This is a genomic window from Sphingomonas bacterium, assembly GCF_903642285.1.
Lineage (GTDB): Bacteria > Pseudomonadota > Alphaproteobacteria > Sphingomonadales > Sphingomonadaceae > Sphingomonas.
The window spans coordinates 144550-171332 of sequence record NZ_CAHJWJ010000001.1; the positions used below are offsets into that span (position 1 = coordinate 144550).

Sequence of the window (26783 nt, forward strand, 5' to 3'; positions counted from 1 at the left end):
CGAGAGGGTCAATCCGCCCCCGCGCGTTCGATCGAGTCGAGGATACGCGCGCCCGCCATGAACACCGCGATCGGGCAGGCGGCAAACAGCATGCGTCCGCCCCAGCCGGGATATTGCTGCATATAGTGAAACCCGCGTTCCACCGCCCCGGCACCAAGCCCGTAGATCACGAGGAAGGCCTCGAACTTGGTCTTGATGACGAACAGCCTGGCGAGTTTGATCCACATGACGGAGGCTCAGCAAAGCGCGTGCCGATTGCGGATTTCCGCCGATCCGGGATTGAAGGATATGGTTAGCTGTCAATTAACCCGACAAGGTCCAGCGCCTCGAGCAACGCCGCCCGCGCCCGTTCGATCCGCGCGATGAGCGCCGCGTCGCCGATCGCGGACGGGTCGATGGCGTCGGGCCAATGCGCCTCGACGATCCGCATGATCCGGCCGATCTTCGCCTCGTCGACCAGGAAGCGCCGATCGATCGTCGCCGGGTCGGCGGCGACTCGCAGGCGCAGGCACGCCGGGCCGCCGCCATTCGCCATCGATTCGCGAACGTCGATCGTCCGCAGCCGGCGGATCGGGCCGTTCCCGGCGACCATCGTCCCCAGCCAGCGCCAGACGCGCGGGTTCTCGCGCGCTTCGTCGGGCAGCAACAGCGTCGTTCCGCGATCGGTCGACAGCAATTGCGCGTTGAATAGATACGATCGGATCGCATCGTCGAGCGATACCGCGGAGGCCGGAACCTCGACGATCGCGACGGCCGGATACGCACTCTTGAGATCGGCGTAGAAACGCACCCGGTCGGCAAACGCGTGTTCATGCGCGAAGATCACATCGCCGTCCGACACCGCGACCACGTCGTTGTGGAACGCCCCTGCCGCGATCGCCTCGATGGATTGCTGGACGAACAGCGCCGTTTTCACGCCGTGGGCGCGGGCGACCGCCGCGCTCGCCTCGCGGTGCTGGCGTACGGGGAAGACGCCGCCGGACGCGCCGTAGACGAAGATCTCCACGCCCGCCGCACCCGGCGCGCCGAGCCGCATGTGGTTGGCCGCCCCTTCGTCGCCGAACGGCGCGGGCACCGGCGGATGCACGACGAACGCCGGGTCGGCAAAGGCGAGCCGCAACTGCGCTAGCGTCGCCGGCCATTCGTGGCTGCGATGCGGCATCGTCATCAGGTTCGCGACCGTCAGGTGGCAGCGGCCGTCCACGGTATCCGCCGCCGGGGATACCGTTGCTGCATTCGCCGCCCACATCGCCGATGCGGACAGCGCCTGCGCGCGCAGATGTGCGCTCGCGGCATCGTAATCGGTCGACAGCGACGTCAGCCAGCGATGGTTCGGGCGCGGGTGCGGCAGCAGGATGCCCTGAACCTGCCCGAGGTCGATCGCCGCGCGCATCTTGGTCAGCCCCTGCAGCGCTGCCGCCTTCGGACGCGAGATCGCGCCGGCATTTTGCGTGGCGGCGATATTGCCCGGTGCCAGCCCGGCATAATTATGGCTCGGACCGACGATCCCGTCGAAATTGATCTCCACCATCGCCATCACAACCGGCCGATATGCAGGACGACATCGCCGGTGCCGACGCTCAACGCCGCCGCACCCTCCGCGTCGATCGCGATCCCGTCGCCGGCCACCTGCACCTTGCCGTAGGCGCAGCGGAAATCCTGCAGCCGGCCGGTCGCGACCAGCGATTCGGTGCCGCCTTCGCCATCCACCGCCAGGATCGTGCGCTCGTGCGCATTGGCGATCGTCGCGACGCGATCGGTGCGTGCGGTCATGGTCGGGCCGCCATCGAAGATGTCGACATAATTCTCGAACGCGAACCCCTCGTTCTCCAGCATCCGCATCGCCGCCCGACCCGATGGATGCGGCAAACCGATCGCAGCGCGCGCATGGTCGGACAGCATCGCGGTATAGATCGGGTGCTTGGGCATAAGGTCGGCGATGAACTGGTGGCCGTTCATGGCGTTGAAGCTGTCGGCATCCTGGAAATTCATCGCGAAGAACCGGCCCGCCAGCCCGTCCCAGAAGGGCGACCCGCCGGTTTCGTCCATCACCCCGCGCAGCTCCGCCAATATGCGATCGGCAAAACGCGCGCGGTGAATTCGAATGAAGAGATAGCGCGCGCGCGCCAGCAAAAGCCCTAATCCGCCCGCGCGCTCCCCCGGGTGAAGGAACAGCCCGCCGACCTCGCTCGACCCTTCCAGATCGGTGGCAAGGGTGAGCATCTCGGCCCGGAACGTGCGATCGAGCGCGCAGCTGTGCTGCGTCAATATGCCGATGCGGTAGCTGTAGAAGGGGTGCGTCTGCCCGACCTGGGTGAAGATCTGGCACGTGCCGCGCACTTCGCGCGTCGCCATGTCCTCCAGCACCAGCACGAACAATTCGTCGGCGATGGTATCGCCGTCGCGCGCGAACGCCTCGCGGCTGCGGTCCAGCTTGGCCTCCAGCGCTCGCCGGTCCGCCGGCAGGTTGGTGAAACCACCGCCGGTCAGTTTCGCCATCTCGTACAGATGCGCCAGATCGCGGTCCTTCGCGGCACGGATCCGGAAGCTCACAACCGGCCCCGCTCGGCGAGGCGGCAGATGGTGATCGCGGACAAGGCGGCGCGTTCGGCCAGGCTGTCGATCAGCATGAATTCGTCGGGCGAATGGATCGCGCCGCCACGGACGCCCATCGTGTCGATGACCGGTATGCCGGCCGCGGCGATGTTGTTGCCGTCGCACACCCCGCCCGTCGCGCGCCAGCCGATGTCGAGACCCAGATCCGCGCCCGCATCCTTCACCAGCGCGAAAAGCCGCGCGGCGTCGGCGTCGATCGACTTGGGTGGCCGGTTGAAGCCGCCATGGACGGTGACGGCAACGTCGTGGTCCGCCGCGACCGCGCCGACGGCGGCGTCGAGCAGCGCGCGTGCACGGTCGATCGCGGCGGCGTCCGCGGGGCGGAAATTGATCCGAAGCACCGCATGGTCGGGCACGACGTTGTTCGGCCCGCCGCCATCGATCCGTGCCGGGTTGACCGTCAGCCCAGCGCCCGCCATCCTGCTCGACCGCAGCGCCAGATCGGCCGCGGCGACGAGCGCGTTACGACCGTCTTCCGGGTTGCGCCCGGCATGCGCGCTGCGGCCCCGGACCAGGATCGAGAAATTCCCCGTTCCGCCGCGGGCACCGGCAAGCGTGCCGTCGGGCAAGGCCGGTTCGTAGGTCAGCGCGGCCAGTCTGCCGCGCGCGGATTCGGCCAGCAGCGCGGCGGAGGACAGCGACCCCGTCTCCTCGTCCGAATTGACGACGACGGTATAACCGATCCGCGCCGCCAGCGGCGTCGTCTCCACGGCGCGCAATGCCGCAAGCATCACCGCCAACCCGCCCTTCATATCGGCGACGCCGGGACCGCCCAACGTCGCCTGGTCGATCCGTGCGACCGTCCGGAACGCGTGATCCGCCGGGTACACCGTGTCCATATGCCCCGTGAGCAGCAGCTGCACCGGCGCGTCCGGGCGAACCGACAGCGTCAGGTGCCGGCCATGGTCGAGCGCCACGGCGCGTCCGTCCGCAGCGATGGTTTCGACGGGCACTGGATCGACCAGCCGTATCTCTCCCGGGAGCATAGCGAACGAGTCCCCCAACATCGCCGCCATCGTCGCCAGCCCGGACAGGTTGCCCGTGCCGCTGTTGATCGCCGCCCATGTCTCGACCTGAGCCAGCATCGCTTCGGCGTCGAGCGCGGCGACGGCGTCGGTCTCGGTGGCGGAAAGCGTCATCGCCGGACCCTATCGTCCGCGACGCGCGCGCGCAAAGCGTCAGAAGCTGTAGACCAGCCCGGCGCGTGTCGTGGTGTTGGTGCCGGACGACCCCACCGGCGGCTCGCTTTCATACTGGATATTGTATGACAGCTGCCCCGACAACGGCCCGATCAGTTTCGCGGTGAGCGCCGTCGTACCGCCCAGCGTGCTGTCGAAGCGCTGGACATAGGCGGATGCCGCCTGGCTGACCGTCACGCCCGACAGCGGATGCCATTTGAAATCCAGCGTCCCGCGGGCGGCGATGCTGCTCTGGCGCGTGTCGTCGGTGAAGCCGGTGTCGCGGTAGCCGGGGCCGAGTTCGATATCGAGCGACATGGCAGGTTTCTTGATCGCGCTGTAACCAAGCCCGACCGATCCGGAGTAACGATCGTAGAATCCCAGGGTCCGATCGCTCTCATAACTGAACGCGCCGTAGACATAGGCCCGCTCGTCCAGCTTGTAGTTCGGCTCGTACGAGGCAAGAAAATGCTCGCGCGTCGTGATGCCGAGGCTTTCCTGATAATCGATCTGCGCATGGAATTTCTGGCGCCAGAGAATGCCCTCGCGCGTGGCGGACAAGGCACCGGTCAGCCCCTTGGTATCCGACGTGCCCGTGGTCAGGAAACCGCCCAGCTCGGCCTTGCCGGTCCATAGATCGACGAACCGCGCCTCACGGATCCGGTCGGCGCGCTGGCGGTCGCGGTCGGTCCGCCATGCCTGCGCGATGGCGGACACCGCGTCGCCGCTCAGCGGGTCGGCGGTACGGGCATATTTGACGATCGTCGCAACGTCGGTGTCGTTGCCCGATGCGATCGCCGCATCCAGCATCGCGCGGATCGCCTCCGGGATCGGCACGTCGGTCTGATCCGGCGCGCCGCCCGGATTATGCGCGGTCGCCGCCGGGATCGGCGCGGCGGCAATCAGGACCAGCGCAGGCAAGGACAGCGACACGTGCCGGCCTTACCGTCAGCCGCCGCGGTTGGGAACCGTCCCGGCGGCGGCTGCGTCGAGATGGGGCCGAAAGACGGCCAGTACCTGTTGGTACAGATCGCGCTTGAAGGGCACGATCATGTGCGGAAGGTCGTCCGGATCGATCCAGCGCCACGCGCGAAACTCCGGGTGCGCGGTCGCGATATCGACGTCCGTGTCGGTGCCCAGGAACCGGAACAGGAACCACCGCTGCCGCTGGCCGCGATATCGGCCCTTCCAGACCTTGCCGACCATCTCGGACGGCAGGTCGTAGCTCAGATCCGCGGGCGCGGTCGCGATCAGTTCGACATGTTCGGGCGCGATCCCCGTTTCCTCGCGCAGTTCGCGCACCGCGGTATCGCGTGCGTCCTCGCCCGGATCGATCCCGCCCTGCGGCATCTGCCACGCCTCGGGCGTCGAATCGATCCGCTGCCCGACGAAAACCTGCCCCTGCCGGTTGAGGAGCATGATGCCCGCGCAGGGGCGGTAGGGCAGGGTGGCGGGGTCGATCATGTGCCGATCCCGCCTGCGGCCTGCGCCGATACCCGCGCGCCTTCGACCTCGGCGACCATCGCCTTGACCGCCGCCAGGAAGCCGGCGACGTCGCCCTGGCTCGACGGGATCGCCTGCCGCAGACTGAGGAAGCCATGCACGTTGCCCGCCGCCTCGCGGTACACCACGGGCACGCCGTGCCGGATCAGCGCGGCGGCATAGGCGCGGCCCTGGTCGCGGATCGGGTCGAGGCTGGCGGTAACGATGACGGCGGGTGGCAAGCCGGTCAGATCACCCGACAAGGGCGATGCGCGCCAGTGCGTCGCATCGGGTCGATACGCCGCCATGAACCATTCCATGCCGGCGCGCGTGAGAAGATGATCCTCCGCGAACTGCGCATAGGACGGATATTCCTTGATCGCATCGGCGGCGGGATACAGCGGGGCCTGGACGATGACGGGTACCGCGGCGGGTTCGTCGCGTAATGCCATGGCGGTCGTGATCGCCAGCGTGCCCCCGGCGCTGTCGCCGCACAGGACGAGGCCCGTCACGGTCCGTCCGAGCGCAGCCGGGCTTCCCGCGACCCAGCGCGATGCCGCCTCGCAATCCTCGGGCGCGGCGGGCCAGGGGCATTCGGGTGCCAGGCGATAATCGACCGAGATCACCGGCATGCCCAGCCCGCGCGATATCGCCGCGCAGGCGCTGGCATGCGTGTCGATATCGCCGATCACGAATCCGCCGCCATGGAAGAACATCATCGCCGGCCCGGGCACCCGAGTCGCCGCGACATCGAACAGTCGCGCGCGGATCGCGCCTGCGGGGCCGGGAATATTCAGATCGACGATCGCGCCGAGTTCGCCGACCGGCAAATCGGCGACGTCCTTCATCGCCCGATACACCTGCCGGGCCGCCGGTGCCTCCATCTCGTGCATCTTGGGGCCGGGCACGCTGTTGAGATACGCTAGGAAGCCGCGCACATCCGGCCGCACATAGGGCGTGGTTTCGGCAGGCTTCGTTGTGGGGACATCGATCAGCGTATCCGTCATGCGCACTCTCCTTTTGCCGTCGCTCTTGATGTCGGTTGCTTGGGCGATCGGTCCTTCATCGCTACCTATGCTCCGTGATCCCTATCGTCCATCACCCCGATTACGTGTTCGAGACCCCGGTGCGATCGAGCTATCGCTGGGGCAAGAACGGCGCGATCCGCGATCTGTTGCGTGACGAGGGAGATCGGATCGCGTGGCACGAACCCGAACCGATGCCGCGCCGCTGGCTGGAGGCGGTGCACGACGCGGACTATGTCGGCGAAGTGCTGTCCGCGCAGGTGCCGCGCGAAAAGGAACGGCGGATCGGCTTCGCGGTGACCGATACGGTCGCGCGCCGTGCACAGGTCGTGCCGGGCGGCACGTGGCTCGCGGCGCAGCTGGCGCTCGAGCGTGGCTTCGCGGCGAACAGCGCAGGCGGCAGCCACCATGCGCTGGCTGCGACGGGGGCGGGCTATTGCGTGTTCAACGATCTCGCGATCGCGGCGGTGCGTCTGATCGAGGAGGGCGTCGTGGCGCGTGTCGCGGTCGTCGATGTCGATGTCCATCAGGGCGACGGCACGGCCTCGCTGCTCGCCGGCCGCACAGGGATCGCGACCTATTCGATCCATGCGGCGAAGAATTTTCCCGCGCGAAAGGCGCGATCGACGCTGGACGTGCCGTTGGCGGACGGCGTGGAAGACGCCACCTACCTCATCACGCTGGAGGAAACGCTGGTGCCGTTCCTCGACGAATTGCGGCCCGAGATCATCCTGTACCAGGCCGGAGTGGACCCGTTCGGAGGCGATCGGCTGGGGCGGTTGGCGTTGACGCTGGATGGACTGGCGCAGCGCGAACATCTGGTGGCACGGCTGGTCCGCGAGCGTGGCATTCCGCTCGCCAGCACGGTCGGCGGCGGCTATGGCGACGACACGCTGGAGGTCGCGCGGCGGCACGTCGCGGCGATCCTGACATTGGGCGAGGCGCTCGCGGTCGATACCCGACCCCAACCCCCGCTTGTCTCCCACCCGGATCATTCTAACTTGGTTCCCGTGCATCCCGGGCATAGAGGGTGTGCGAATTCGATAGTCTCACAGGAATAATGATGGCCACCGCCGCCCATGAAGTGACGCCCGCCGAGGCGTCAGCCCATCCGCCGTCCGAGTCGATCGTGGTCCGTTTCGCGGGCGACAGCGGCGACGGCATGCAGCTGACCGGCGGGCAGTTCACGCTCTCCACGGCGCTCGCAGGCAACGATCTGGCGACCTTCCCCGATTTCCCTGCCGAGATCCGCGCGCCGCTGGGCACGCTGTTCGGCGTGTCGGCGTTCCAGATCAACTTCGGCTCGACCGCGATCGAGACCGCAGGCGACGAACTCGACGTGCTGGTCGCGATGAACCCGGCGGCGCTGAAGACCAATGTCGATGCGCTCCGCCCCGGCGGCCTCATCATCGCCGACGAGGGCGAATTCGGCGACCGCAACCTCGCCAAGGCCAGGTACGACGCCAACCCGCTGACCGACGGCTCGCTCGGCAAGTGGCAGTTGATGAGCTTCGACATCAGCCAGTTGACGCTCGACGCGGTCAAGCCGTTCGGTCTCGGCAACAAGGAAGCGCTTCGCTGCAAGAACATGTGGACGCTCGGGCTCGCGCTCTGGATGTTCGACCGTGACCGACAGCCGATCGTCGACTGGCTGACCGCCAAGTTCGCCAAGGCACCGACGCTGGCGGAGGCGAACATCGCGGCCCTGAACGCTGGCCATGCTTACGGCGAGACCGCCGAGCTGACCGGCCCGATGAAGCAGCACCATGTCGGTGTCGCACCCGTCGAGGCGGGGCTGTGGCGGACGGTGACGGGGGCGGATTCGATCAGCCTGGGCCTCGTCGCGGGCGCACAGCTCGCCGGGCTGCCGATGTTCTTCGGCGGCTATCCGATCACACCGGCGTCCGCGATCCTGCACAGCCTGTCGCGGCTGAAGGAATTCGGCGTCACCACCTTCCAGGCGGAGGACGAGATCGCCGCGATCGCGTCCGCGATCGGCGCATCCTATGCGGGGCAGCTGGGAGTCACCTCGTCCTCGGGTCCGGGCATCGCGCTGAAGGGCGAGGCGATGGGGCTGGCGATCATGACCGAATTGCCGCTGGTGATCGTCAACTCGCAGCGTGGTGGCCCGTCGACCGGGCTTCCCACCAAGACCGAGCAATCGGACCTGTATCAGGCGGTGTACGGACGGAACGGCGACGCGCCGATGCCGGTCATCGCCGCGCGGTCGGCGGCGGATTGCTTCGACGTGGCGATCGAGGCGGTGCGGATCGCGACGCAATACATGACCCCCGTGATGATCCTGACCGACGGCTATATCGCGAACGCCGCCGAGCCCTGGAAGGTGCCCGACATGAGCACTTACGTGCCGTTTCCCGTGACCTTCGCGACCGAAAAGCCCGCGGGCGGGTTTCTTCCCTATGCGCGCGACGCCGACACGCTCAAGCGTCCCTGGGCGAAGCCGGGCACGCCGGGGCTGCTCCACCGTATCGGCGGGATCGAGAAGAAGAACGGCACCGGCAATATCGATTATGCCCCGGCCAACCACCAGGAAATGACCGACATCCGCAAGGCCAAGGTCGACAATATCGTCGTGCCCGACCAGCAGGTCGAACTGGGCGAGACGTCGGGCGCGCTCGCGATCGTCGGCTGGGGATCGACCTTCGGGCCGATCCACCAGGCGGTGCGGCGCGCGCGCAAGCGGGGCCTCGACGTCCACCACATCCACATCCGCCATATCTGGCCGATGCCGCACAATATGGCTGTCCTACTGCGCGGATATGAGCATATCCTCGTCCCCGAAATGAATACGGGGCAATTGAAGACCGTGCTGCGCGACCAGTATCTCGTCGATGCGAAGCCGCTGAACAAGGTCAGCGGCCAGCCGTTCAAGATCGCCGAGATCGAGGCGGCGATCGACGGTTTCTTCGACGGTGCGGGGGCGTAGATTTTGCGTACTACCGTAAACTTCGTAAACTTTGGACGGCCGCGTGCCGGGAACCTGCCATGAACGACATGACGCCGATCACGACCAAGCTCAAGGATTGGGAGACCGACCAGGAGGTGCGCTGGTGCCCCGGGTGCGGCGACTATGCGATCCTGAAGGCAGTGCAGCGCACCATGCCCGAGATCGGCGCGCGGCCTGAGAACACCGTGTTCGTCAGCGGCATCGGCTGCTCGTCGCGCTTCCCCTACTACATGGAGACCTACGGGTTCCACACCATCCACGGCCGCGCGCCCGCGGTGGCGACGGGGGTGAAGCTCGCCAATCCCGACCTCGACGTGTGGATCATCACCGGCGACGGCGACGCGCTGTCGATCGGCGGCAACCACACGATGCACCTGCTCCGCAGGAACCTGAACTGCCAGGTACTGCTGTTCAACAACGAGATCTACGGGCTGACCAAGGGGCAATATTCGCCGACGTCGCGGGTCGGTACGCGCTCGCCCTCGACTCCGCTCGGCTCGGTCGATCGCCCCGCCAACCCGTGCGCCTTCGCGCTCGGCAGCGGCGCGCGGTTCGTGGCGCGCGGGATCGACGTGCACAAGAACCTCGTGAGCGTCCTGAAGGCGGCGTACGCGCATCAGGGCACGGCGTTCTGCGAAATCTTCCAGAACTGCATCGTCTATAATGACGACGTGTTCGCGCCGTTCACCGAGAAGGCGAACGCGGCGGGTGCGCAGATGTGGGTCGAACATGGCAAGCCGCTGGTATTCGCCGGCGGGACCAAGGGCCTGACGCTCAACACCCAGGCGCTGACGCTCGACGTGGTGGATGTCGTTGATGGCGACGTGTCGGCGCTCGTCGTCCACGACCAGACCAACCGCAGCCTCGCGCACATGCTGGTCGAGATGCCGTTCGGCAGCCACCCGATGGCGCTGGGCGTGCTCTACGACGACCCCGCCCCGACGTTCGAAAGCGCCGTGATCGCGCAGAACGCGCAGGCGAGCGCGGGCAAGATGCCGGACCTCCAGAAGCTGCTGAGCAAGGGGCAGACCTGGCAGGTCGAAAAGGAACCGCATGCGTTATGACTTGGTTCGTAGCTTTGGTGTTGGCCGCTGGGCAGGCCGCGCCTCCGCCTGTAATCGTGGCACCGCTACCGCATCCGCCAACAACAATGAATCAGGCTGCTCGCTTGCGTTCCATGGGTCTATCCTCGTCTGCGGTTGAAATCATCCAGCGAGATCGGCACCAACTATCGAAGATTCCAGCTTGTTCTGAGCCGTTAGGGAGGCAGAGCCTTTACCGTTTGATCGGTGCTGCATCGGCAAAACCCTTCGACGCCAATCGATTTGCGGAAGCGGCACGCCTAAATAAAGCCCGCGTAGATCAATGCAGTGCCGCTCAACTAGAGGCGACCATAACGACTTTGCGGTCACTTTCGGCCAGCGATCAACCAATCTTCGCAAAATCTATTTTATCCTTTTGAACGGCACAACCCTCCTCTGGCTCCGCCAGGACTTGCGCCTGCACGACCACCCCGCGCTCGTCGCCGCGGCGAAGGATGGCCCGGTGATTCCGGTCTACGTCCTCGACGACGATGCCCCCGGCGAATGGGCGATGGGCGGCGCGCAGCGATGGTGGCTTCACCATAGCCTGGAATCGCATGGCAAAGCGCTGAAGGCCAAGGGCAGCCGTCTGATCCTTCGCCGCGGCGATGCCGTCACCATCCTGAAGGAACTGCTGGCCGAGACCGGCGCGACGCGGATCCATGCCATCCGCCACTACGAGCCGTGGTGGCGCAAGGCTGAGGATGCTCTCGGCGATGCGCTGTGTCTCCATGACGGCAACCATCTGGCGCGGATCGAGAGCGTTACCACCGGTTCGGGTAACCAGTTCAGGGTCTATTCCTCGTTCTGGAAGGCATTGTCGCAGCGGATGCCGCCCAACCGGCCGCTGCCCATGCCGGATCGGATCGCAGCGCCCGATGCCTGGCCGAAAAGCGACGCGCTCGCCGACTGGGCGTTGCTGCCGACCAGGCCCGACTGGTCGGCGGGCTTCAGGGACTGGACGCCGGGCGAAGCGGATGCGCGCCGCGCGGTCGAGCGGTTCGCGAAGAGCACCGCCGGTTACGACACCGATCGCAACCTGCCCGCCGTCGAGGGTACGTCGCGTCTGTCGCCGCATCTGCATTTCGGCGAGGTCAGCGCGCGGCATGTCTGGCACGCCCTGGATGGGCAGGGGGTGGGGCTGCAGACGTTCCGCAAGGAACTGGCCTGGCGCGATTTCACCGACGGCGTGGTCCTCGAAATGCCCGATTACGGCGAGATCAACGGCCGTTCGCGCTACGACAATCTGCCCTGGCGGAACAGCCCGCAGGACCTGAAGGCGTGGGAGCAGGGACGCACCGGCTATCCGATCGTCGACGCCGGGATGCGGCAACTCTGGACGAGCGGCTGGATGCACAACCGCGTCCGGATGATCACCGCGAGTTTCCTGGTGAAGCATTTGCTGATCGACTGGCGCGAAGGGGAACGCTGGTTCTGGAACTGTCTGGTCGATGCCGATTACGGCAACAACAGCGTCAACTGGCAATGGGTCGCGGGCACCGGCGTCGATTCGAACATGTTCGGGCGGATCATGGCACCGCTCGGCCAGTCGGAGAAGTTCGACGCGGGCGACTATATCCGGACATGGGTGCCCGAACTGGCGGGAGTGACCGGCACCGCTATCCACGATCCGGACGAGGCGGGATGCCGTCCGCACGACTATCCAGCGAAGATCATCGGTCATCGCGAGGGGCGCGAGCGGGCATTGTCGGCGAACGCCAAGGTCTGACCTTTCCTACACCGCTCCGCTGCGGCATGAACGGCCGCGATGAACGTGCAGGGCAGGATGGCGAAGGAGCGCAGCGGCACCGTGGTAGCACGGGCGGTCGCGCCCATCTTCCACCGTCTGCTCGACCGGATCGACGCGGGACTGGTCGAAGGGGGGATCGAGTCGCGCCTGCCGGACGGAACGCGCCGGTTGCTGGGCGGGCGGCGGGAGGGTCCGTTGCCAATCGTGGTCGTCCACCGCTGGCGCGCGCTTGTCCGGCTCGCGACCGCAGGATCGGTCGGCTGGTACGAGGGCTGGGCGGCGGGCGACTGGTCGAGCCCCGATCCGGTGCCTTTGTTCGATCTGTTCATGCGCAATCGCGTATCGCTAGGGGTATCGGCGCGGGCGGGCGGATGGCAGCGCCTGGCGCTCCGCGGCTGGCACGGGCTTCGCCGCAACCACCGCGCGGGGGCAAGACGCAATATCGCCGAGCATTACGATCTCGGCAACGATTTCTACCGCGAATGGCTCGATCCGGGGATGACCTATTCCAGCGCGATCTTCGGCGACGGCGATACGCTGGCGGCTGCGCAGGATCGCAAGCTCGCCGCGATCCTCGACCGCACTGGAACCCGTACCGGCGACACCATCCTGGAGATCGGCTGCGGCTGGGGCTCGTTCGCGCAAGTCGCGGTAGCGGCGGGGCGGCGCGTCCATGCACTGACGCTTTCGACCGAGCAGAAGGCGACGGTCGAGGCGCGGATACCCGACGGCATGACCGTCGCGCTGACCGATTACCGCGATGTCGACGGCACTTACGATGCGGTGGCGAGCATCGAAATGGTCGAGGCGGTCGGTCAGCATTATTGGGGCGCGTATCTCGACACGATCGCTCGCGTCCTGAAACCGGGCGGCCGCGCCGCGATCCAGTATATCGCGATCGCCGACGACATATTCCCCGCCTATGCGACCGGGGTCGATTTCATCCAGCGCTACGTCTTTCCTGGCGGGATGCTGCTGTCCGAAAGCCGGTTCCACGTGCTGGCGGCGGAGCGCGGGCTGGCGTGGACGGATCATGTCGCGTTCGGGTCGGACTATGCCGAAACCCTGCGTCGGTGGCGGATGGCGTTCGATGCGGCGGTGGCCGAGGGGCGGTTGCCCGCGCGGTTCGACACGCGGTTCGTCGCGATGTGGCGCTATTACCTGATGTATTGCGAGGGCGGGTTTCGCGGCGGCGGGATCACGGTGGCGCAAGTGACGTTGGTGAAGGGGTAGCCGTGCTCGTGCGAAGGCAGGAGCCCAGGATGACCAAGGGTGTCGCTTGTGACTCTAGGCTCCTGCGTTCGCAGGGGCACGGCCGCTCACCCAACCCACTCGAAATGCCCCTGCGCGAACCCGTCCACCATCAAGGCCCCGATCCGCACCGCGACGACCTGCGGGTCCTTGACCGATGCCGGGTCCTCCCCCGGATAGGCCCTTGCCCGCATCGCCGTCCGGGTGGCACCCGGATCGACGATTGCGGTGCGGATGCCGCTGATCCCCCCCATCTCATCGCCATACGCCTGCACGATCGTCTCGAACGCCGCCTTGGATGCGCCGTAGGCCCCCCAGAAGGCGCGCGGTTTGCGACCGACGCTGGAGGTCACGCCGACCACCCGCGCCGCCTTCGCCTTTTGCAACATCGGGTCGAACGCCGCGATCAGCGCGACTTGCGCGCTGACGTTCAGCGTCAGCAGATGCGCGAATTCCTTCGCATCGATCGCCGGGATCGCAGCCAGCGAGCCAAGCGTCGCCGCGTTCAGCACCAGCATGTCGAGCGCCTGCCACCGCTCACCGATCGCCGCGCCAAGCCGTGCGATGCTGTCGGCTTGTGTCAAATCGACGGGAGCGATCGTCGCGGAGCCGCCCGCGGCGTGGATCGCCTCCTCCACCGCCTCCAGCCCTCCCGCCGTCCGCGCGGTGAGCACGACATGTGCGCCCATGGTGCCCAAAGCGATCGCGGTCGCGGCCCCGATGCCGCGGCTGGCCCCCGTCACCAGGGCGAGTTGGTCCTGCAATGGCTTCGTCATCGACGCCTCAGTTCATCCGCTCGGCAAGCAGCGCGAACTGGTCGACCTGGACGCTGTCGTCCTGGTCGGTCAGCGCAGTCGGATAGTCCCCGGTGAAGCACGCGTCGCAATATTTCGGGCGGATGTCGGCGCGCCTCGCCTCGCCCAATGCCTTGTACAGCCCGTCGATCGACACGAACGCCAGGCTGTCGGCATGAATGAATTCGGTCATCCCGCCGACATCGTGTTTCGCCGCGAGCAGCTTGGCGCGTTCGGGCGTGTCGACGCCGTAGAAACAGCTGTGCCGGGTCGGCGGGCTGGCGATCCGCATATGGACCTCCGCCGCGCCCGCATCGCGCATCATCTGCACGATCTTGAGGCTGGTCGTACCGCGGACAATCGAATCGTCGACCAGGATGACTCGCTGGCCCTTGATGAGCGCGCGGTTGGCATTGTGCTTCAGCTTGACGCCGAGATGCCGGACCTTGTCGCCGGGCGAAATGAACGTACGGCCGACATAATGCGACCGGATGATCCCGAGTTCGAACGGAATGCCCGACGCCTGCGCATAGCCGATGGCGGCGGGCACGCCCGAATCGGGAACGGGAATGACGATATCCGCCGCCACCGGCGATTCTTCCGCCAATTGCGCGCCGATGTTCTTCCGCACCGAATAGACCGAATGATCGTCGACGATCGAATCGGGGCGCGAGAAATAGACCCACTCGAAGATGCACGGCCGCGATGCGACGGGTGCGAACGGATGGATCGAACGGATGTCGGACCCTTGTACGATGATGAGTTCGCCGGGTTCCACCGCGCGCTCGAACGTCGCGCCGACGACGTCGAGCGCCACCGTCTCGCTCGCGAAGATGATCGATTCGTCGAGCCGCCCCATGACGAGCGGCCGGATGCCGAGCGGATCGCGGCAGGCGATCATTCCCTCCGGCGTCATGACGATCAGCGAATAGGCCCCCTCGATCTGCTTCAGCGCATCGATGAACCGATCCATCAGCGTGCGGTAGTTCGAGGTCGCGACCAGGTGTATGATCGTCTCCGTATCGCTGGTCGACTGGAAGATCGACCCGCGCCGGACGAGATCGCGCCGCAACTTCATCGCGTTCGAGATATTGCCGTTGTGCGCGATCGCAAAGCCGCCGGTCGAAAGGTCGGCATAAAGCGGCTGTACGTTGCGAAGCGCGGTTTCGCCGGTCGTCGAATAGCGGACATGGCCCGACGCGACGGTGCCCGGCAGCGCGCGGATGACATCGTCACGGTCGAAATTGCCCGCGACATGCCCCATCGCGCGGTGCGTATGGAAGTTCGACCCGTCGAAGCTGGTAATCCCCGCGGCCTCCTGACCCCGGTGCTGAAGCGCATGGAGCCCGAGCGCGACGAGCGCCGCCGCGCCCTCGCTACCCGACACGCCGAAGATGCCGCACTCCTCGTGCAGCGTGTCGTCATCGAACGGATGGGTCGTCAGCATGGGTTGGGGGTCCACTTGCGAAGCGACCGCCATATAGGTCCGCCATCCGCGTTTGTCGCGCTTTTGTCATGATCGAAGGAGCGATCCGTCGCATCGCTCGTTCGGAACGCTTCGGAAAGGAGCTTTCAGATGGCGACGGATCATGGCCCGTCCGTGAAGGACGACACGCTGTACGACGACCTGCGCAAGCAAGGTGCATCGAAGGCAAAGGCGGCGCGGATCGCCAATGCGAAAGCCGCCGGTACGCTCGATCGACGGGCGACCAGGCTGGAGGATCGCACCAAGGTCGATATACTGAGGGAGGCGCGGGAGATCGGCGTTGCGGGACGATCGGCGATGTCGAAAGCCGCGTTGATAAAGGCCATCCGCAAGGATTGAGCCGAGTGGTATCTGCGTGCGGCCACCGTCCAACCGACACCAGCTTTCGCTTGGCCGGTCGGAAGGCTAGAACAGCGGCATGCCCGATCCCCGCGAAACCTCGTTGATGCTCGACCCGAAATACGATGCTTCCGGCCTCGTCACTGCGGTAGTTACTGATCGTGCCGGGGCGCTGCTGATGGTCGCGCACATGAATGCCGATGCGCTCGCGGCGACCCAGGGAAGCGGCGAGGCGGTTTTCTGGTCGCGCAGCCGGGGGCGGTTGTGGAAGAAGGGCGAAACCTCGGGCAACGTCATGCGCGTCGTCGAGATGCGGATCGACTGCGACCAGGATGCACTGTGGCTGATCGTCGATCCTGCCGGCCCGGCATGCCATACCGGTGCCGACAGCTGTTTCTATCGCCGTATCGAGGACAAACGGCTGATCGCGCTGTGAGGTTTGCCGTCCTTGCTGTGCTGCTGCTTGTCGGATGCTCGCGACACGATGCCGCGGTCGGCAATACCGATACGCCCGGCGGCAGGCTGGAAGCCGCAGCTCTGGCTCGCGGTCTCGTCCCCGACCCCGGCTCTTCCATCCTCGGTGCCTGGGCGCGGGATACCGACCGCCTGTGCATCGTTCCGGGGCAGCCGGGCGGCAACGAGCGGATTGGTGCGCTGGTCGATTACGGCGAGGGTCAGGGGTGTGCGGCGTCGGGAACGGTGGTGCGGACGGGTGGCCAGCTCGACATACGGTTCGATGCGTGCCGGATGACCGCGATCTTCGACGGCGAACGGATCATCTTCCCGCCCGAAGTGCCGGGTGCCTGCGACCGATCGTGCGTCGGCCGCGCGTCGTTCGCCGCGCTTGCGGTCGATCGGCAAAGCGGATCGGTGTCGGAGGCCGCAACGCTTCGCACGCCAAGCGGGCGATCGCTCTGCGCCGGTTGACGTTTACGTAAGGCATGCCTATTTTGACGCTTCATGCCAAAAGCCGCCCGATCTTCGACAATGTCCGTTGCCCAGGCGGCGGTGCCGTTACGACCCGATCAGGATCAATTCTCGATCTCGGACTTGTCCGCGGAATTCGACGTCACCGCGCGCGCCCTTCGCTTCTACGAGGACGAGGGGCTTATCGCGCCGCAGCGTCGGGGGACGCAGCGGCTCTATTCGCACCGGGATCGCGCACGGCTGGCCTGGATCCTGCGCGGCAAGAGGGTCGGTTTTTCGCTCGGCGAAATTCGCGAGATGATCGACCTTTACGATATAGGCGACGGTCGCCGTCTTCAGCGCCAGGTCGCGATCGATCGTGGCCGGACACGGATCGAGCTGCTCGAGGTACAGAAGCGCGATATCGACGCCGCCATCGCCGAACTCACCGATTTCGTCGCGCTGCTGGAAGCCGGTCGCGCGCAGGATACCAAAGGACACTGATTCCATGCCACAGTACACGCCACCCGTCCGCGACACGCGCTTCGTGCTGGAGCACGTCGTCGGGCTGCAGGGCCATGCGAACGTCCCCGGTTTCCAGAACGCGACTCCCGACATGGTCGATGCGGTGCTGGACGAGGGCGGCAAATTCGTCGCCGAGGTCCTGTTCCCGATCAACTATTCCGGCGATCAGCAGGGCTGCACCCGGCACGACGACGGATCGGTGACGACGCCCGACGGCTTCAAATCGGCCTATGCGCAGTTCGTCGGATCGGGCTGGGGCACGCTCAGCGCGCCGGAGGCCTATGGCGGCCAGGGTATGCCCCACGTGATCGCGACCGCATTCCAGGAATACATGATCTCCGCGAACATGGCGTTCGCGATGTACCCCGGCCTGTCGCACGGCGCGATCGCCGCGCTGCTGGCGAAGGGCAGCCCGGAACAGCAGGCGAAATACGTACCGAAGATGGTGTCGGGCGAATGGGGCGGCACGATGAACCTGACCGAGCCGCAATGCGGCACCGATCTGGGCCTGATCCGTACCCGCGCGGAGCCGCAGGCGGACGGGTCCTACAGGATCACGGGGACCAAGATCTTCATCTCGTCGGGCGAGCATGACCTGACCGACAACATCATCCACCTCGTCCTCGCCAAGACGCCGGGTGCGCCGGACTCGTCGAAGGGCATCTCGCTGTTCGTCGTGCCCAAGGTGATGGTCGAGGACGACGGATCGCTCGGCGCGCGCAATGCGGTGTCGTGCGGGTCGATCGAACACAAGATGGGGATCCACGCCAATTCGACCTGCGTGATGAATTACGACGGCGCGACCGGCTGGCTGGTCGGCGAAGAGATGAAGGGCCTTGCCGCGATGTTCATAATGATGAACGCCGCGCGGCTCGGCGTCGGGTTGCAGGGGCTGGGCGTGGCCGAGACCGCGTACCAGAACGCGGTCCAGTACGCGCATGACCGTCGCCAGGGCCGTGCACTCACCGGCCCCAGCGAGCCTGCGGAAAAGGCCGACCCGCTGTTCGTCCATCCCGATATCCGCCGCATGCTGATGGAAGCGAAGGCGCTCACCGAGGGCTTGCGCGCGCTGTGCCTGTGGGGCGCGCTCCAGGTCGATCTGGAACATGCCGCGCCGGTCGATGCCGATCGCCAGATGGCGGCCGACCTGATCGGGCTGCTGACCCCGGTCATCAAGGGGTATGGCACCGACAAGGGCTATGAGATCGCGACCAATGCGCAGCAGGTTTACGGCGGGCATGGCTACATCGCCGAATGGGGGATGGAGCAATATGTCCGCGATGCGCGGATCGCGATGATCTACGAAGGCACCAACGGCGTTCAGGCGATGGACCTGGTCGGGCGGAAGCTGGCGCAGAATGGCGGCCGTGCGGTGCAGGCGTTCTTCGCGCTGGTGGCGAGCGAAGTTGCTTCGGCGAAGCAGCACGGCGCGACGGCGGACTTCGCGACTCGGCTGGAAAAGGCGCTGGGCGATCTGCAGGCGTCGACGATGTGGTTCATGGCGAACGGCCTGAAGAACCCCGACAATGTCGGTGCCGGTGCCTATTCGTACATGACGCTGATGGGGCATGTCGCGGTCGGGCTGATGTGGTTGCGGATGGCGGTCGCGGCGACGCGGCTGAAGGCGGCGGGGGAGGGTGATGCCGCGTTCCTCGACGCCAAGCTCGTGACCGCGCGCTTTTTCGCCGAGCGGGTGTTGCCCGAGACCGGGGCCTTGCGTCGGAAGATCGAGGGCGGGGCGGAGTCGCTGATGGCGTTGAGCCCCGAGATGTTCATGGCGGCTTAGGGTTAACCCGCCGCCTCGATACACGACGTCATCCCCGCAAGAGCGAGGATGATGAAGGTGGGTGTTCGCACCGATAGGTCTACCGAACCGGTTTGTTCGCTGCATCGGTCGTGGGCACCTCCACGGACGCCGTCGGCTGCCCGGCGGTCAGACCCGTTTTTCGCCGCACCCCGCCCAGCTCCGCTGCAACCGGTGTCGGCACCGGTGCCGGTGACGCGACCCGCACCACCGGCCGCTTCATGCACTGCGCCGGATCGGTGCGCGGCGTCTGCACGCAGTTCCACGCCATCGTCTCGTACGCCAGCGTCCGGTCGCGCGAATAGCTGAACGCGAGCGCCGTGATCTGCGCGTCGGTCAGCGGCAGCGTCGCCGCCGCCTTCGTCCGGTCGGTCCAGACGAGGTAACGGCAGCTCGTCCGATCGCCGCACGCCTTGGCGGCAAGTGCGGGATAGGTGTCGGGCAGGTCGGCGCGGCCCAGCGTCACCAGAATATTCTCCGTCTGGTCACTTGCCGCCGCCACGGGAGCGGCGTCCGGGTCGGCCCCGAAGCCCAAGGCGCGCCAGGCGTCGGCCAGCACCGCGTCGTCGGTCACGCCGACCCCGCCCGGCCGATGCGCATCGGAGATCGGTGCAAGCTGCGCGATCATCGGCTCGTGCCCGTCCGGGCGGCGGTCGAAGGCGGGCGGCGTCCCCCACCAGCCGCTCCAGCGGAAGAACAGATGCGTGTTGACCGCGGCGATCTTGTCGAGGCTCGACTGCCAGTACGGCACCACCCAGTCGGTATGATAATGCGTGGCATAGCCGACCGGCCGGTACACCGCGCCGGATAGCGCGGCCGTCGCGACGTCGCGCGCACGGGTCCACGCCTCGCCGGTCGGGTACCAGCGCTGCACCGCGCCGTCGCAGGTGAACGAGAATTGGCAACCGGTGCTTCGCTCCTGCCCCTCGAACACCACGCCGCAGACCGTCTTGGGAAAGGCGGGATGGCGCAACCGGTTGAGCACGACCTGCGCGACCGCCTTTTCCCCCAACGTGTCGTCACCCGCCTCGTACAGCGTCCCCGCCGCCATGCAGTCGATCGCCCGCGCGCGGTCCTCCGCGCTGCCCGCAAAGCGGAACGGCCGCGCTGCGGGATTGGCTTCGGTCGAGAACGGCACGTCCGCGTTGTACGCGCGTGCCTCGTCGGGGCTCAGGTCCACGAAGCGGACGGGTTCGACCGCAGGCAGCTCGGCCTGCGGCACGATCCGCGGCGAGGGCAGGGCAGCGATCGTGCGGTGCCGGATGCGCGGCGGGCGCGTGACGACGAACGCCGGCACCGCCACTGCGACGATCGCCACCGCGGCCGTGGCCGCGTCGATTGGCCGCATCAGCTTTCGGGCAGGAAATCGGGCACCGACAGATAACGCTCGCCGGTATCGTAGTTGAAGCCGAGCACCCGGGCGTCGTCCGGCAGGTCGGGCAGCTTCTGCAGGATCGCCGCCAGGGTCGCCCCCGACGAGATGCCGACCAGCATCCCCTCCTCGGTGGCGGACCGGCGCGCCATGTCCTTGGCGACCGCGGCATCCACCTCGATCACGCCGTCCAGCACCTGGGTGTGAAGATTGGCCGGAATGAAGCCCGCGCCGATCCCCTGGATCGGATGCGGCCCCGGCTGCCCGCCCGCGATGACGGGCGAGGCCGCCGGCTCGACCGCGAAGACCTTCAGCTTCGGCCAGGCCTTTTTCAGCGTCTCCGCGACCCCGGTGATGTGGCCGCCGGTGCCGACGCCGGTAATCAGGACGTCGATCGGCGTATCCGCGAAATCGGCCAGGATTTCCTGCGACGTCGTTCGGACGTGCACGTCGATGTTCGCCGGATTTTCGAATTGCTGCGGCATCCAGGACCCGGGCGTCCGTTCGACCAGCTCCAGCGCGCGTTCGATCGCGCCCTTCATGCCCTTCTCGCGCGGGGTAAGATCGAAGCTCGCGCCATAGGCCAGCATCAGGCGGCGACGCTCCAGCGACATGCTTTCGGGCATGACGAGGATCAGCTTGTAGCCCTTGACCGCGGCGACCATCGCCAGGCCGACGCCGGTATTGCCGCTGGTCGGTTCGATGATCGTCCCGCCGGGTGTCAGATGGCCGTCGGCTTCCGCCGCCTCGATCATCGCCAGCGCGATCCGGTCCTTGATCGATCCGCCGGGGTTCGACCGTTCGGATTTCACCCACACCTCGCTGTCGGGGAACAGCTTCGACAATCGGATGTGCGGCGTATGACCGATCGTATCGAGAATGGTGTTGGCCTTCATCACACGGTCTCCATGGCAGTCGATCGGTCGGGCATGTCGGGCGGATCGAACGTCCGTGCAAGCCTCAGTTCCGGGAAAAGCCGTGCCCAGGCGATCGTGATCGCGATCGCGCTGACCCCCCCGAAGACGACCGCACCGACGGGACCGAGCAGCGACGCCATGAGGCCGCTTTCCGCTTCGCCGAGCTCGTTCGAGGCGGAAATCGTCAGCTGCGAGACGGCGCTGACGCGGCCACGCATGGCGTCGGGCGTGTGAAGCTGGATCAGTGAAGAACGGACATAGACCGATACCATATCCGCGCCGCCCGCCACGATCAGCGCCGCCAGGCTGAGCGGGAACCAGGTCGAAAGGCCGAAGGTGAGGATCGCGACGCCGAAGACGACGACCGCGACCAGCATCTTCACGCCGACGTCGCGCGCCATCGGCCGGAACGAGAACCAGATGGCGGTCGTCGCCGCGCCTATGCCCATCCCCGCCGCCAATATGCCGAGCCCGCTGGCCCCGACATGCAGGATGTCGCGCGCATAGATGGGCAGAAGCGACGTCGCGCCCGCCAGCAGCACCGCGAACAGGTCGAGCGTGATCGTCGCGAGGACGAGCCGGTTGCGACGGACGTAGGAAAAGCCATCCAGGATACGCGCCAATGGCTTGCGATCGGTTTGGGCCGGCGGCTGCGGAACGGGCCCGATCGCGAACATGGTCGCCAGCGCGATCGCCAGCAGGACGGAGATCGTCGCATAGGCGAAGTCGGGGTGGATGGCGTAGAGGATGCCGCCGATACTGGGTCCGGCGATCGTCCCCACCTGCCAGGCGATCGACGAGATCGCGATCGCGGTCGGCAGGCTTTCGCGCGGCACGAGGTTGGGCGCCAGCGCCGAATAGGCCGGCCCGGAAAAGGCACGTGCGACACCGACGAACGCCGCCGCGCCGAACAGGGCGGGCAACCCCAGCAGGTCCATCCGTGTCAGGATGCCCAGCGTCGCCGCGACGATCGTCAGCAGCGCTGTCGTCCCGCGCACGATCCAGCGCCGGTCGACGCTGTCCGCTATGAGTCCCACGACCGGGGTCAGCAGGAACAGCGGTACGAACTGCGCCGCGCCCATCATGCCCAGCAGGAACGCCGCGTGCCGGATGTCCATCGTCTGCCGCGCGATGCCATAGACTTGCCAGCCGAGGATGATCGCCTGCGCGCTAATTCCCAGCGTACCGGCGAAACGGGACAACCAATAGGCGCGGAAATTACCGATCCGCAGCGGGTGTAGGGGTTTAGGCATTGCGGCATCCTGTAGGCATGCCGGCACGGGATCGGCAACCCGTTGGGGCGGCGATTGATGTCCGCGCGTTACCGGGACTATAGGCGTTGCTCCTCCCCCAGGAACATGAAGGTTTTCCATCCGTGGCCAAAGCCCCCGCATCCCTCACCGCGCCGCCGCTACCCAATCGCGAGCGGCCGGCGGAACCGACCTCGTACGAGGCGTCGACCGAGGAATTGCTGCAGTTCTACAAGGATATGCTGCTGATCCGCCGGTTCGAGGAGAAGGCGGGACAGCTGTACGGCCTGGGGCTCATCGGCGGATTCTGTCATCTCTACATCGGCCAGGAAGCGGTCGCGGTCGGGCTGCAGTCCGCGCTGTCCGGGAAAGACAGCGTCATCACCGGCTACCGCGACCATGGTCACATGCTGCTGTGCGGTATCCCGCCCAAGGACGTGATGGCGGAGCTGACCGGGCGTCAGGCCGGCATCTCGAAGGGCAAGGGGGGCTCGATGCACATGTTCAGCGTCGAGCATAAATTCTATGGTGGGCACGGCATCGTCGGCGCGCAGGTGTCGCTCGGCACCGGTCTCGCCTTCAGTCATAAATACACGAACGACGGCGGCGTCTGCCTCGCCTATTTCGGCGACGGCGCGTCGAACCAGGGCCAGGTGTACGAAAGCTTCAACATGGCGGAGCTGTGGAAGCTGCCGATCGTGTACGTGATCGAAAACAACCAATATGCGATGGGGACCAGCGTCAACCGATCGTCCGCGGAGGATCAGTTGTACCGCCGCGGCGAGAGTTTTCGTATCCCCGGTATCCAGGTCGACGGCATGGACGTGCTGGCGTGTCGCGGGGCCGCCGAGGAAGCGCTCGCCTGGGTGCGCGCCGGCAAGGGGCCGATCATTCTGGAGATGAAGACCTACCGCTACCGCGGCCATTCGATGTCGGACCCGGCCAAATATCGCAGCCGCGAGGAGGTGCAGGCGGTCCGCGACAAATCCGATCCGATCGAGCACGCCAAGAAATTGCTCGAGGAGCGCGGCGTCGGGGAGGATGTACTGAAGACCATCGAACAGGACATGCGAAAAACGGTGAACGCCGCCGCCGACTTCGCCGAGAGCGCGCCCGAACCCGATCCGGCCGAACTCTATACCGATGTGCTGGTGGAGCGTTACTGATGGCGATCGAGATCAAGATGCCCGCGCTGTCCCCAACGATGGAGGAGGGCACGCTCGCCAAATGGCTGATCAAGGAGGGCGACAGCGTCAAGTCCGGCGACATCATGGCGGAGATCGAGACCGATAAGGCGACGATGGAATTCGAGGCCGTCGACGAAGGCACCGTGACGAAGATCCTCGTCGCGGAGGGGACCGATAACGTAAAGGTGGGCACCGTCATCATGACGTTGGCGGGTGAGGATGCTTCGGACAACGATGGCGAGCGCGCGGGCGATGCCGCCAATGCCGAGCCGAAGGAAGACCAGCCCGCCGACAAGGCACCCCCCGCACCCGAGAGCAACACCCCGCACCAGGTCGAAACCGGCGTGCGGCAAATGTTCGAAGCGGCGAAACACGATGCCGAGGTCGCCGATCCCGCGATCCCCGCCGGCACCGAGATGGTCAAGATCACCCTTCGCGAAGCACTCCGCGATGCGATGGCGGAGGAAATGCGACGCGACGACCGCGTATTCGTGATCGGGGAGGAGGTCGCGCAATATCAGGGCGCCTACAAGGTGACGCAGGGGTTGCTCGACGAGTTCGGGGATACCCGGGTCGTCGATACGCCGATCACCGAATATGGCTTTGCCGGTGTCGGCACCGGTGCTGCGATGGGGGGCTTGCGGCCCATCGTCGAGTTCATGACCTTCAACTTCGCGATGCAGGCGATCGACCACATCGTCAATTCGGCGGCGAAGACGAACTACATGTCCGGCGGGCAGATGCGCTGTCCGATCGTGTTCCGCGGCCCCAATGGCGCGGCGAGCCGGGTCGGCGCGCAGCATTCGCAGAACTACGCGCCCTGGTACGCGAGCGTCCCGGGCCTGATCGTGATCGCGCCGTACGACGCGGCGGATGCGAAGGGCCTGTTGAAGGCAGCGATCCGTACCGAGGATCCGGTCGTGTTCCTGGAAAACGAACTGCTCTACGGCCGCAGCTTCGAGGTGCCCAAGCTCGACGATCACGTCCTGCCGATCGGCAGGGCGCGGATCATGCGTGGGGGCAAGGACGTGACGATCGTCAGTTATTCGATCGGCGTCGGGCTGTCGCTCGAAGCCGCCGAGACCCTGGCGGCGGAGGGGATCGACGCCGAGGTCGTCGACCTGCGCACGCTGCGCCCGCTCGACAAGGCGACCGTCCTGAAGTCACTCGCCAAGACCAACCGTCTGGTCGTCGCCGAGGAAGGTTGGCCGACCTGCGGCATCGCATCGGAGATCATCGCACTCTGCATGACTGAGGGCTTCGACGATCTCGACGCGCCGGTGCTGCGCGTCACTGATGAGGACGTACCGCTACCTTATGCTGCGAACCTGGAAAAGCTGGCGCTGATCGATGCGTCGCGGATCGTCGAGGCGGTAAAGAGAGTGTGCTATCGCTGACGAACCGCTCCGGTGCGGTTCGTCAGCGACCCGATCAATGCGCGATGTGCGCGGTGGCGACGGCCGCCTGGAACAGCTGGTTCAGGGCAGTCGAGATATCATCGTTGGTCGATACCTTATAGTATAGACCCGAGGATGCGCAATTTTGCAGGGCGGGCTCCACCTGCGGCAAGTACGGCACGACGTTCACCTGCGACCAACCCGTCGGATCGGTGTTGATCGCGCTAGGAAGATACTCGGTGTAGATAATACCGATCCTTATGCCGCGCGCCTTGATCGTGTCGCACAGCGTGGTGTCGAAGGCCACCTCCGGACGCCCACCCGGGCGATATTCGTCGCGCATCCCGTCGGTGATGATGAACATAATCTGCTGAGGCTTGTCGCCAGCCTGATTGGTACCGTTTCCGGGGGCAGGCATCAGGGAGTTTATCCGCGTGAAGGCATCGCTGCTCCAAGTATCGGTATCGTTGCTAGGGTAGGTGCTTGTGGCCTGATTTTCAGAATAATAATTCGTTACTTGCGCTCCGTTTGCAGCAGCCGACACGCTCGACAGAGCAGCCGTTACCGGAAACAGTAATTTGTTGAACGGATTGGGTGCCCGCGAGTCACCCGAGCCGAAGCTGGCAAGCGCTGCCCGATATTGCGCATTGTTGTTCTGTTCCGTCTGGGTAGCTGTCGTCATCATCGATTGAACGGCAAGACGTGCCTGGTCTACCCGAAGCGGAATGCCATAGGATAGTGCGACGCTATAATAGTCGCCCTTCGTGCCATCCTTTTTGGTCGCTTGCGTGTAGTTGGTGTTGTGACAGGCGAAGGTGCATCCGCCAGTTAAACTGCCAAGCTGATTGATGCCTGCCGTCGTGGTCGGAAAAGCCATCGAGCTTGACGTATCGAGCAGCACATAGAAATCGATGTTCGGTGCCTGCTTGGCGTTCGTCGTCGAGGTGCCGTTCAGCTCGATCTGCGCCATGGCGAGCAGATTGCCGAACGCGTTATGAGATGCCGCGTGCCAGCTCACCGTCGTCGTCCGCGTATGTCCCGTCGTGTTGGTGTCGGTGACGCTGATCAGCAGCGTTCCGTCCCCGCCGTTGACCGTGTTGCTCGTCTGATTGATGACGCAGCAGCCCGTGAAATACGGGGTGACCAGCCCCGCGGTGGCATCGGCCTGCTGGTGCCACATATTATAGGCGGTGACCGCCGCGTTATACGGCGTCTGTTGCATCATCGGGGCCGTCACGGTCGCCAGCGCGGCGGCGTCGGCGATGGCGTTCAGCCGGGTCTGTATGCGCGCGGCACGTGCGTAATCGATGCCGATACCCACCGATAACGTCAGCGGTATCAATGCGAAGCCCAGGATCATGAACACGCTGCCGCGTCTGTCGGCGCGCAGCGCGGTCCATGCATGGGCGATGCGACTTACGACCCGAAGAAAGGGATATCGCGATTTCATCATC

25 protein-coding genes are annotated in these 26783 nt (G+C 66.0%); 12 read left to right on the forward strand and 13 right to left on the reverse strand.

Features of this window, described 5'->3' with window-relative positions:
* Window positions 1-8: 8 nt before the first annotated feature.
* The 7 genes from HUU99_RS00720 to HUU99_RS00750 all read right to left on the reverse strand — a co-directional run bounded on the left by HUU99_RS00720 (window position 9) and on the right by HUU99_RS00750 (window position 6283).
* Window positions 9-227 (reverse strand): hypothetical protein, encoded by a 219-nt coding sequence (locus tag HUU99_RS00720; protein WP_174284643.1) that lies wholly within the window; start codon window positions 225-227, stop codon window positions 9-11.
* 65 nt (window positions 228-292) lie between these two features.
* On the reverse strand, window positions 293-1537 hold the full coding sequence (locus HUU99_RS00725) for an N-succinylarginine dihydrolase (RefSeq protein WP_174284644.1): 1245 nt from the start codon (window positions 1535-1537) through the stop codon (window positions 293-295).
* Window positions 1537-2553, reverse strand: coding sequence for an arginine N-succinyltransferase (locus HUU99_RS00730; protein WP_174284645.1), 1017 nt, complete (start codon window positions 2551-2553; stop codon window positions 1537-1539). The genes HUU99_RS00725 and HUU99_RS00730 overlap by 1 nt, the downstream gene beginning before the upstream one ends.
* Window positions 2550-3755 carry a hydrolase gene (locus HUU99_RS00735; protein WP_174284646.1) on the reverse strand — a complete coding sequence of 402 codons (1206 nt, stop codon included), beginning with the start codon at window positions 3753-3755 and terminating at the stop codon, window positions 2550-2552. Before HUU99_RS00735 ends, HUU99_RS00730 begins: the two co-directional genes overlap by 4 nt.
* A 39-nt stretch (window positions 3756-3794) precedes the next feature.
* Entirely contained in the window at window positions 3795-4727 is a 933-nt protein-coding gene (locus HUU99_RS00740) for a DUF481 domain-containing protein (RefSeq protein WP_174284647.1), read from the reverse strand.
* A gap of 15 nt (window positions 4728-4742) precedes the next feature.
* The gene (locus HUU99_RS00745; RefSeq protein ID WP_174284648.1) at window positions 4743-5258 is read right to left on the reverse strand and encodes an RNA pyrophosphohydrolase; all 516 of its coding nucleotides are present in this window, start codon (window positions 5256-5258) and stop codon (window positions 4743-4745) included.
* Complete coding sequence (locus HUU99_RS00750; protein WP_174284649.1) at window positions 5255-6283, reverse strand: alpha/beta hydrolase; 1029 nt, start codon at window positions 6281-6283, stop codon at window positions 5255-5257. Before HUU99_RS00750 ends, HUU99_RS00745 begins: the two co-directional genes overlap by 4 nt.
* Window positions 6284-6357: 74 nt before the next feature.
* Here HUU99_RS00750 and HUU99_RS00755 point away from each other — a divergent pair, with 74 nt between their 5' ends.
* The 5 genes from HUU99_RS00755 (at window position 6358) to HUU99_RS00775 (ending at window position 13334) form a co-directional block, all read left to right on the forward strand.
* Window positions 6358-7362: a histone deacetylase family protein gene (locus HUU99_RS00755; protein ID WP_174284650.1), complete on the forward strand. Its 1005-nt coding sequence runs from the start codon at window positions 6358-6360 to the stop codon at window positions 7360-7362.
* 2 nt (window positions 7363-7364) lie between these two features.
* The gene (locus tag HUU99_RS00760) at window positions 7365-9248 is read left to right on the forward strand and encodes a 2-oxoacid:acceptor oxidoreductase subunit alpha (RefSeq protein ID WP_174284651.1); all 1884 of its coding nucleotides are present in this window, start codon (window positions 7365-7367) and stop codon (window positions 9246-9248) included.
* Window positions 9249-9307: 59 nt separating this feature from the next.
* Complete coding sequence (locus HUU99_RS00765) at window positions 9308-10333, forward strand: 2-oxoacid:ferredoxin oxidoreductase subunit beta (RefSeq protein WP_174284652.1); 1026 nt, start codon at window positions 9308-9310, stop codon at window positions 10331-10333.
* 394 nt (window positions 10334-10727) lie between these two features.
* A complete protein-coding gene (locus HUU99_RS00770; RefSeq protein WP_254602838.1) occupies window positions 10728-12080 on the forward strand; it encodes a cryptochrome/photolyase family protein in 1353 nt (450 codons plus the stop codon).
* A gap of 57 nt (window positions 12081-12137) precedes the next feature.
* Window positions 12138-13334: an SAM-dependent methyltransferase gene (locus HUU99_RS00775; RefSeq protein WP_174284741.1), complete on the forward strand. Its 1197-nt coding sequence runs from the start codon at window positions 12138-12140 to the stop codon at window positions 13332-13334.
* An 86-nt stretch (window positions 13335-13420) separates the two neighbouring features.
* Here HUU99_RS00775 and HUU99_RS00780 read toward each other — a convergent pair whose 3' ends face one another.
* The gene (locus tag HUU99_RS00780) at window positions 13421-14128 is read right to left on the reverse strand and encodes an SDR family NAD(P)-dependent oxidoreductase (RefSeq protein ID WP_174284654.1); all 708 of its coding nucleotides are present in this window, start codon (window positions 14126-14128) and stop codon (window positions 13421-13423) included.
* 7 nt (window positions 14129-14135) lie between these two features.
* Window positions 14136-15593, reverse strand: a complete 1458-nt coding sequence (purF, locus tag HUU99_RS00785; protein WP_174284655.1) for an amidophosphoribosyltransferase — start codon at window positions 15591-15593, stop codon at window positions 14136-14138.
* A gap of 129 nt (window positions 15594-15722) precedes the next feature.
* Between purF and HUU99_RS00790 the strand changes: the two genes are divergently transcribed.
* The 5 genes from HUU99_RS00790 (at window position 15723) to HUU99_RS00810 (ending at window position 19188) form a co-directional block, all read left to right on the forward strand.
* Window positions 15723-15971 (forward strand): DUF7218 family protein, encoded by a 249-nt coding sequence (locus tag HUU99_RS00790; protein ID WP_174284656.1) that lies wholly within the window; start codon window positions 15723-15725, stop codon window positions 15969-15971.
* A 79-nt stretch (window positions 15972-16050) separates the two neighbouring features.
* Complete coding sequence (hisI, locus tag HUU99_RS00795; protein ID WP_174284657.1) at window positions 16051-16407, forward strand: phosphoribosyl-AMP cyclohydrolase; 357 nt, start codon at window positions 16051-16053, stop codon at window positions 16405-16407.
* A complete protein-coding gene (locus HUU99_RS00800; protein WP_254602839.1) occupies window positions 16404-16898 on the forward strand; it encodes a hypothetical protein in 495 nt (164 codons plus the stop codon). The genes hisI and HUU99_RS00800 overlap by 4 nt, the downstream gene beginning before the upstream one ends.
* Window positions 16899-16958: 60 nt before the next feature.
* Window positions 16959-17381, forward strand: a complete 423-nt coding sequence (locus tag HUU99_RS00805; RefSeq protein ID WP_174284658.1) for a MerR family transcriptional regulator — start codon at window positions 16959-16961, stop codon at window positions 17379-17381.
* A gap of 4 nt (window positions 17382-17385) precedes the next feature.
* Window positions 17386-19188, forward strand: coding sequence for an acyl-CoA dehydrogenase C-terminal domain-containing protein (locus HUU99_RS00810; protein ID WP_174284659.1), 1803 nt, complete (start codon window positions 17386-17388; stop codon window positions 19186-19188).
* A 79-nt stretch (window positions 19189-19267) separates the two neighbouring features.
* Here HUU99_RS00810 and HUU99_RS00815 read toward each other — a convergent pair whose 3' ends face one another.
* Genes HUU99_RS00815 through HUU99_RS00825 form a run of 3 tightly spaced genes read right to left on the reverse strand, consistent with a single transcriptional unit; the run spans window position 19268 to window position 22748 of the window.
* Complete coding sequence (locus HUU99_RS00815; protein WP_174284660.1) at window positions 19268-20554, reverse strand: cell wall hydrolase; 1287 nt, start codon at window positions 20552-20554, stop codon at window positions 19268-19270.
* Window positions 20554-21474, reverse strand: coding sequence for a cysteine synthase A (cysK, locus tag HUU99_RS00820; RefSeq protein ID WP_174284661.1), 921 nt, complete (start codon window positions 21472-21474; stop codon window positions 20554-20556). The genes HUU99_RS00815 and cysK overlap by 1 nt, the downstream gene beginning before the upstream one ends.
* Window positions 21474-22748 (reverse strand): MFS transporter, encoded by a 1275-nt coding sequence (locus HUU99_RS00825; RefSeq protein WP_174284662.1) that lies wholly within the window; start codon window positions 22746-22748, stop codon window positions 21474-21476. Before HUU99_RS00825 ends, cysK begins: the two co-directional genes overlap by 1 nt.
* A 122-nt stretch (window positions 22749-22870) precedes the next feature.
* On the opposite strand from HUU99_RS00825, the gene pdhA reads away from it, so the two are divergent.
* On the forward strand, window positions 22871-23911 hold the full coding sequence (gene pdhA / locus HUU99_RS00830) for a pyruvate dehydrogenase (acetyl-transferring) E1 component subunit alpha (RefSeq protein ID WP_174284663.1): 1041 nt from the start codon (window positions 22871-22873) through the stop codon (window positions 23909-23911).
* Window positions 23911-25329, forward strand: a complete 1419-nt coding sequence (locus HUU99_RS00835) for a pyruvate dehydrogenase complex E1 component subunit beta (RefSeq protein ID WP_174284664.1) — start codon at window positions 23911-23913, stop codon at window positions 25327-25329. Before pdhA ends, HUU99_RS00835 begins: the two co-directional genes overlap by 1 nt.
* 34 nt (window positions 25330-25363) lie before the next feature.
* Here the strand turns inward: HUU99_RS00835 and HUU99_RS00840 are convergent, their stop codons facing one another.
* Window positions 25364-26779: a pilus assembly protein TadG-related protein gene (locus tag HUU99_RS00840; RefSeq protein WP_174284665.1), complete on the reverse strand. Its 1416-nt coding sequence runs from the start codon at window positions 26777-26779 to the stop codon at window positions 25364-25366.
* Between the last annotated feature and the right edge of the window lie 4 nt (window positions 26780-26783).

What these genes read in the sequence shown, in the direction of transcription:
- HUU99_RS00825 (WP_174284662.1), bottom strand. Translation starts at nt 22,748, where the DNA reads ATGCCTAAACCCCTACACCCGCTGCGGATCGGTAATTTCCGCGCCTAT.
- HUU99_RS00725 (WP_174284644.1), bottom strand. Translation starts at nt 1,537, where the DNA reads ATGGCGATGGTGGAGATCAATTTCGACGGGATCGTCGGTCCGAGCCAT.
- HUU99_RS00805 (WP_174284658.1), top strand. Translation starts at nt 16,959, where the DNA reads ATGTCCGTTGCCCAGGCGGCGGTGCCGTTACGACCCGATCAGGATCAA.
- HUU99_RS00760 (WP_174284651.1), top strand. Translation starts at nt 7,365, where the DNA reads ATGGCCACCGCCGCCCATGAAGTGACGCCCGCCGAGGCGTCAGCCCAT.
- HUU99_RS00840 (WP_174284665.1), bottom strand. Translation starts at nt 26,779, where the DNA reads ATGAAATCGCGATATCCCTTTCTTCGGGTCGTAAGTCGCATCGCCCAT.
- HUU99_RS00745 (WP_174284648.1), bottom strand. Translation starts at nt 5,258, where the DNA reads ATGATCGACCCCGCCACCCTGCCCTACCGCCCCTGCGCGGGCATCATG.
- HUU99_RS00750 (WP_174284649.1), bottom strand. Translation starts at nt 6,283, where the DNA reads ATGACGGATACGCTGATCGATGTCCCCACAACGAAGCCTGCCGAAACC.
- HUU99_RS00815 (WP_174284660.1), bottom strand. Translation starts at nt 20,554, where the DNA reads ATGCGGCCAATCGACGCGGCCACGGCCGCGGTGGCGATCGTCGCAGTG.
- HUU99_RS00765 (WP_174284652.1), top strand. Translation starts at nt 9,308, where the DNA reads ATGAACGACATGACGCCGATCACGACCAAGCTCAAGGATTGGGAGACC.
- HUU99_RS00780 (WP_174284654.1), bottom strand. Translation starts at nt 14,128, where the DNA reads ATGACGAAGCCATTGCAGGACCAACTCGCCCTGGTGACGGGGGCCAGC.
- hisI (WP_174284657.1), top strand. Translation starts at nt 16,051, where the DNA reads ATGCCCGATCCCCGCGAAACCTCGTTGATGCTCGACCCGAAATACGAT.
- HUU99_RS00720 (WP_174284643.1), bottom strand. Translation starts at nt 227, where the DNA reads ATGTGGATCAAACTCGCCAGGCTGTTCGTCATCAAGACCAAGTTCGAG.
- HUU99_RS00735 (WP_174284646.1), bottom strand. Translation starts at nt 3,755, where the DNA reads ATGACGCTTTCCGCCACCGAGACCGACGCCGTCGCCGCGCTCGACGCC.
- HUU99_RS00775 (WP_174284741.1), top strand. Translation starts at nt 12,138, where the DNA reads ATGGCGAAGGAGCGCAGCGGCACCGTGGTAGCACGGGCGGTCGCGCCC.
- HUU99_RS00835 (WP_174284664.1), top strand. Translation starts at nt 23,911, where the DNA reads ATGGCGATCGAGATCAAGATGCCCGCGCTGTCCCCAACGATGGAGGAG.
- purF (WP_174284655.1), bottom strand. Translation starts at nt 15,593, where the DNA reads ATGCTGACGACCCATCCGTTCGATGACGACACGCTGCACGAGGAGTGC.
- cysK (WP_174284661.1), bottom strand. Translation starts at nt 21,474, where the DNA reads ATGAAGGCCAACACCATTCTCGATACGATCGGTCATACGCCGCACATC.
- HUU99_RS00810 (WP_174284659.1), top strand. Translation starts at nt 17,386, where the DNA reads ATGCCACAGTACACGCCACCCGTCCGCGACACGCGCTTCGTGCTGGAG.
- HUU99_RS00790 (WP_174284656.1), top strand. Translation starts at nt 15,723, where the DNA reads ATGGCGACGGATCATGGCCCGTCCGTGAAGGACGACACGCTGTACGAC.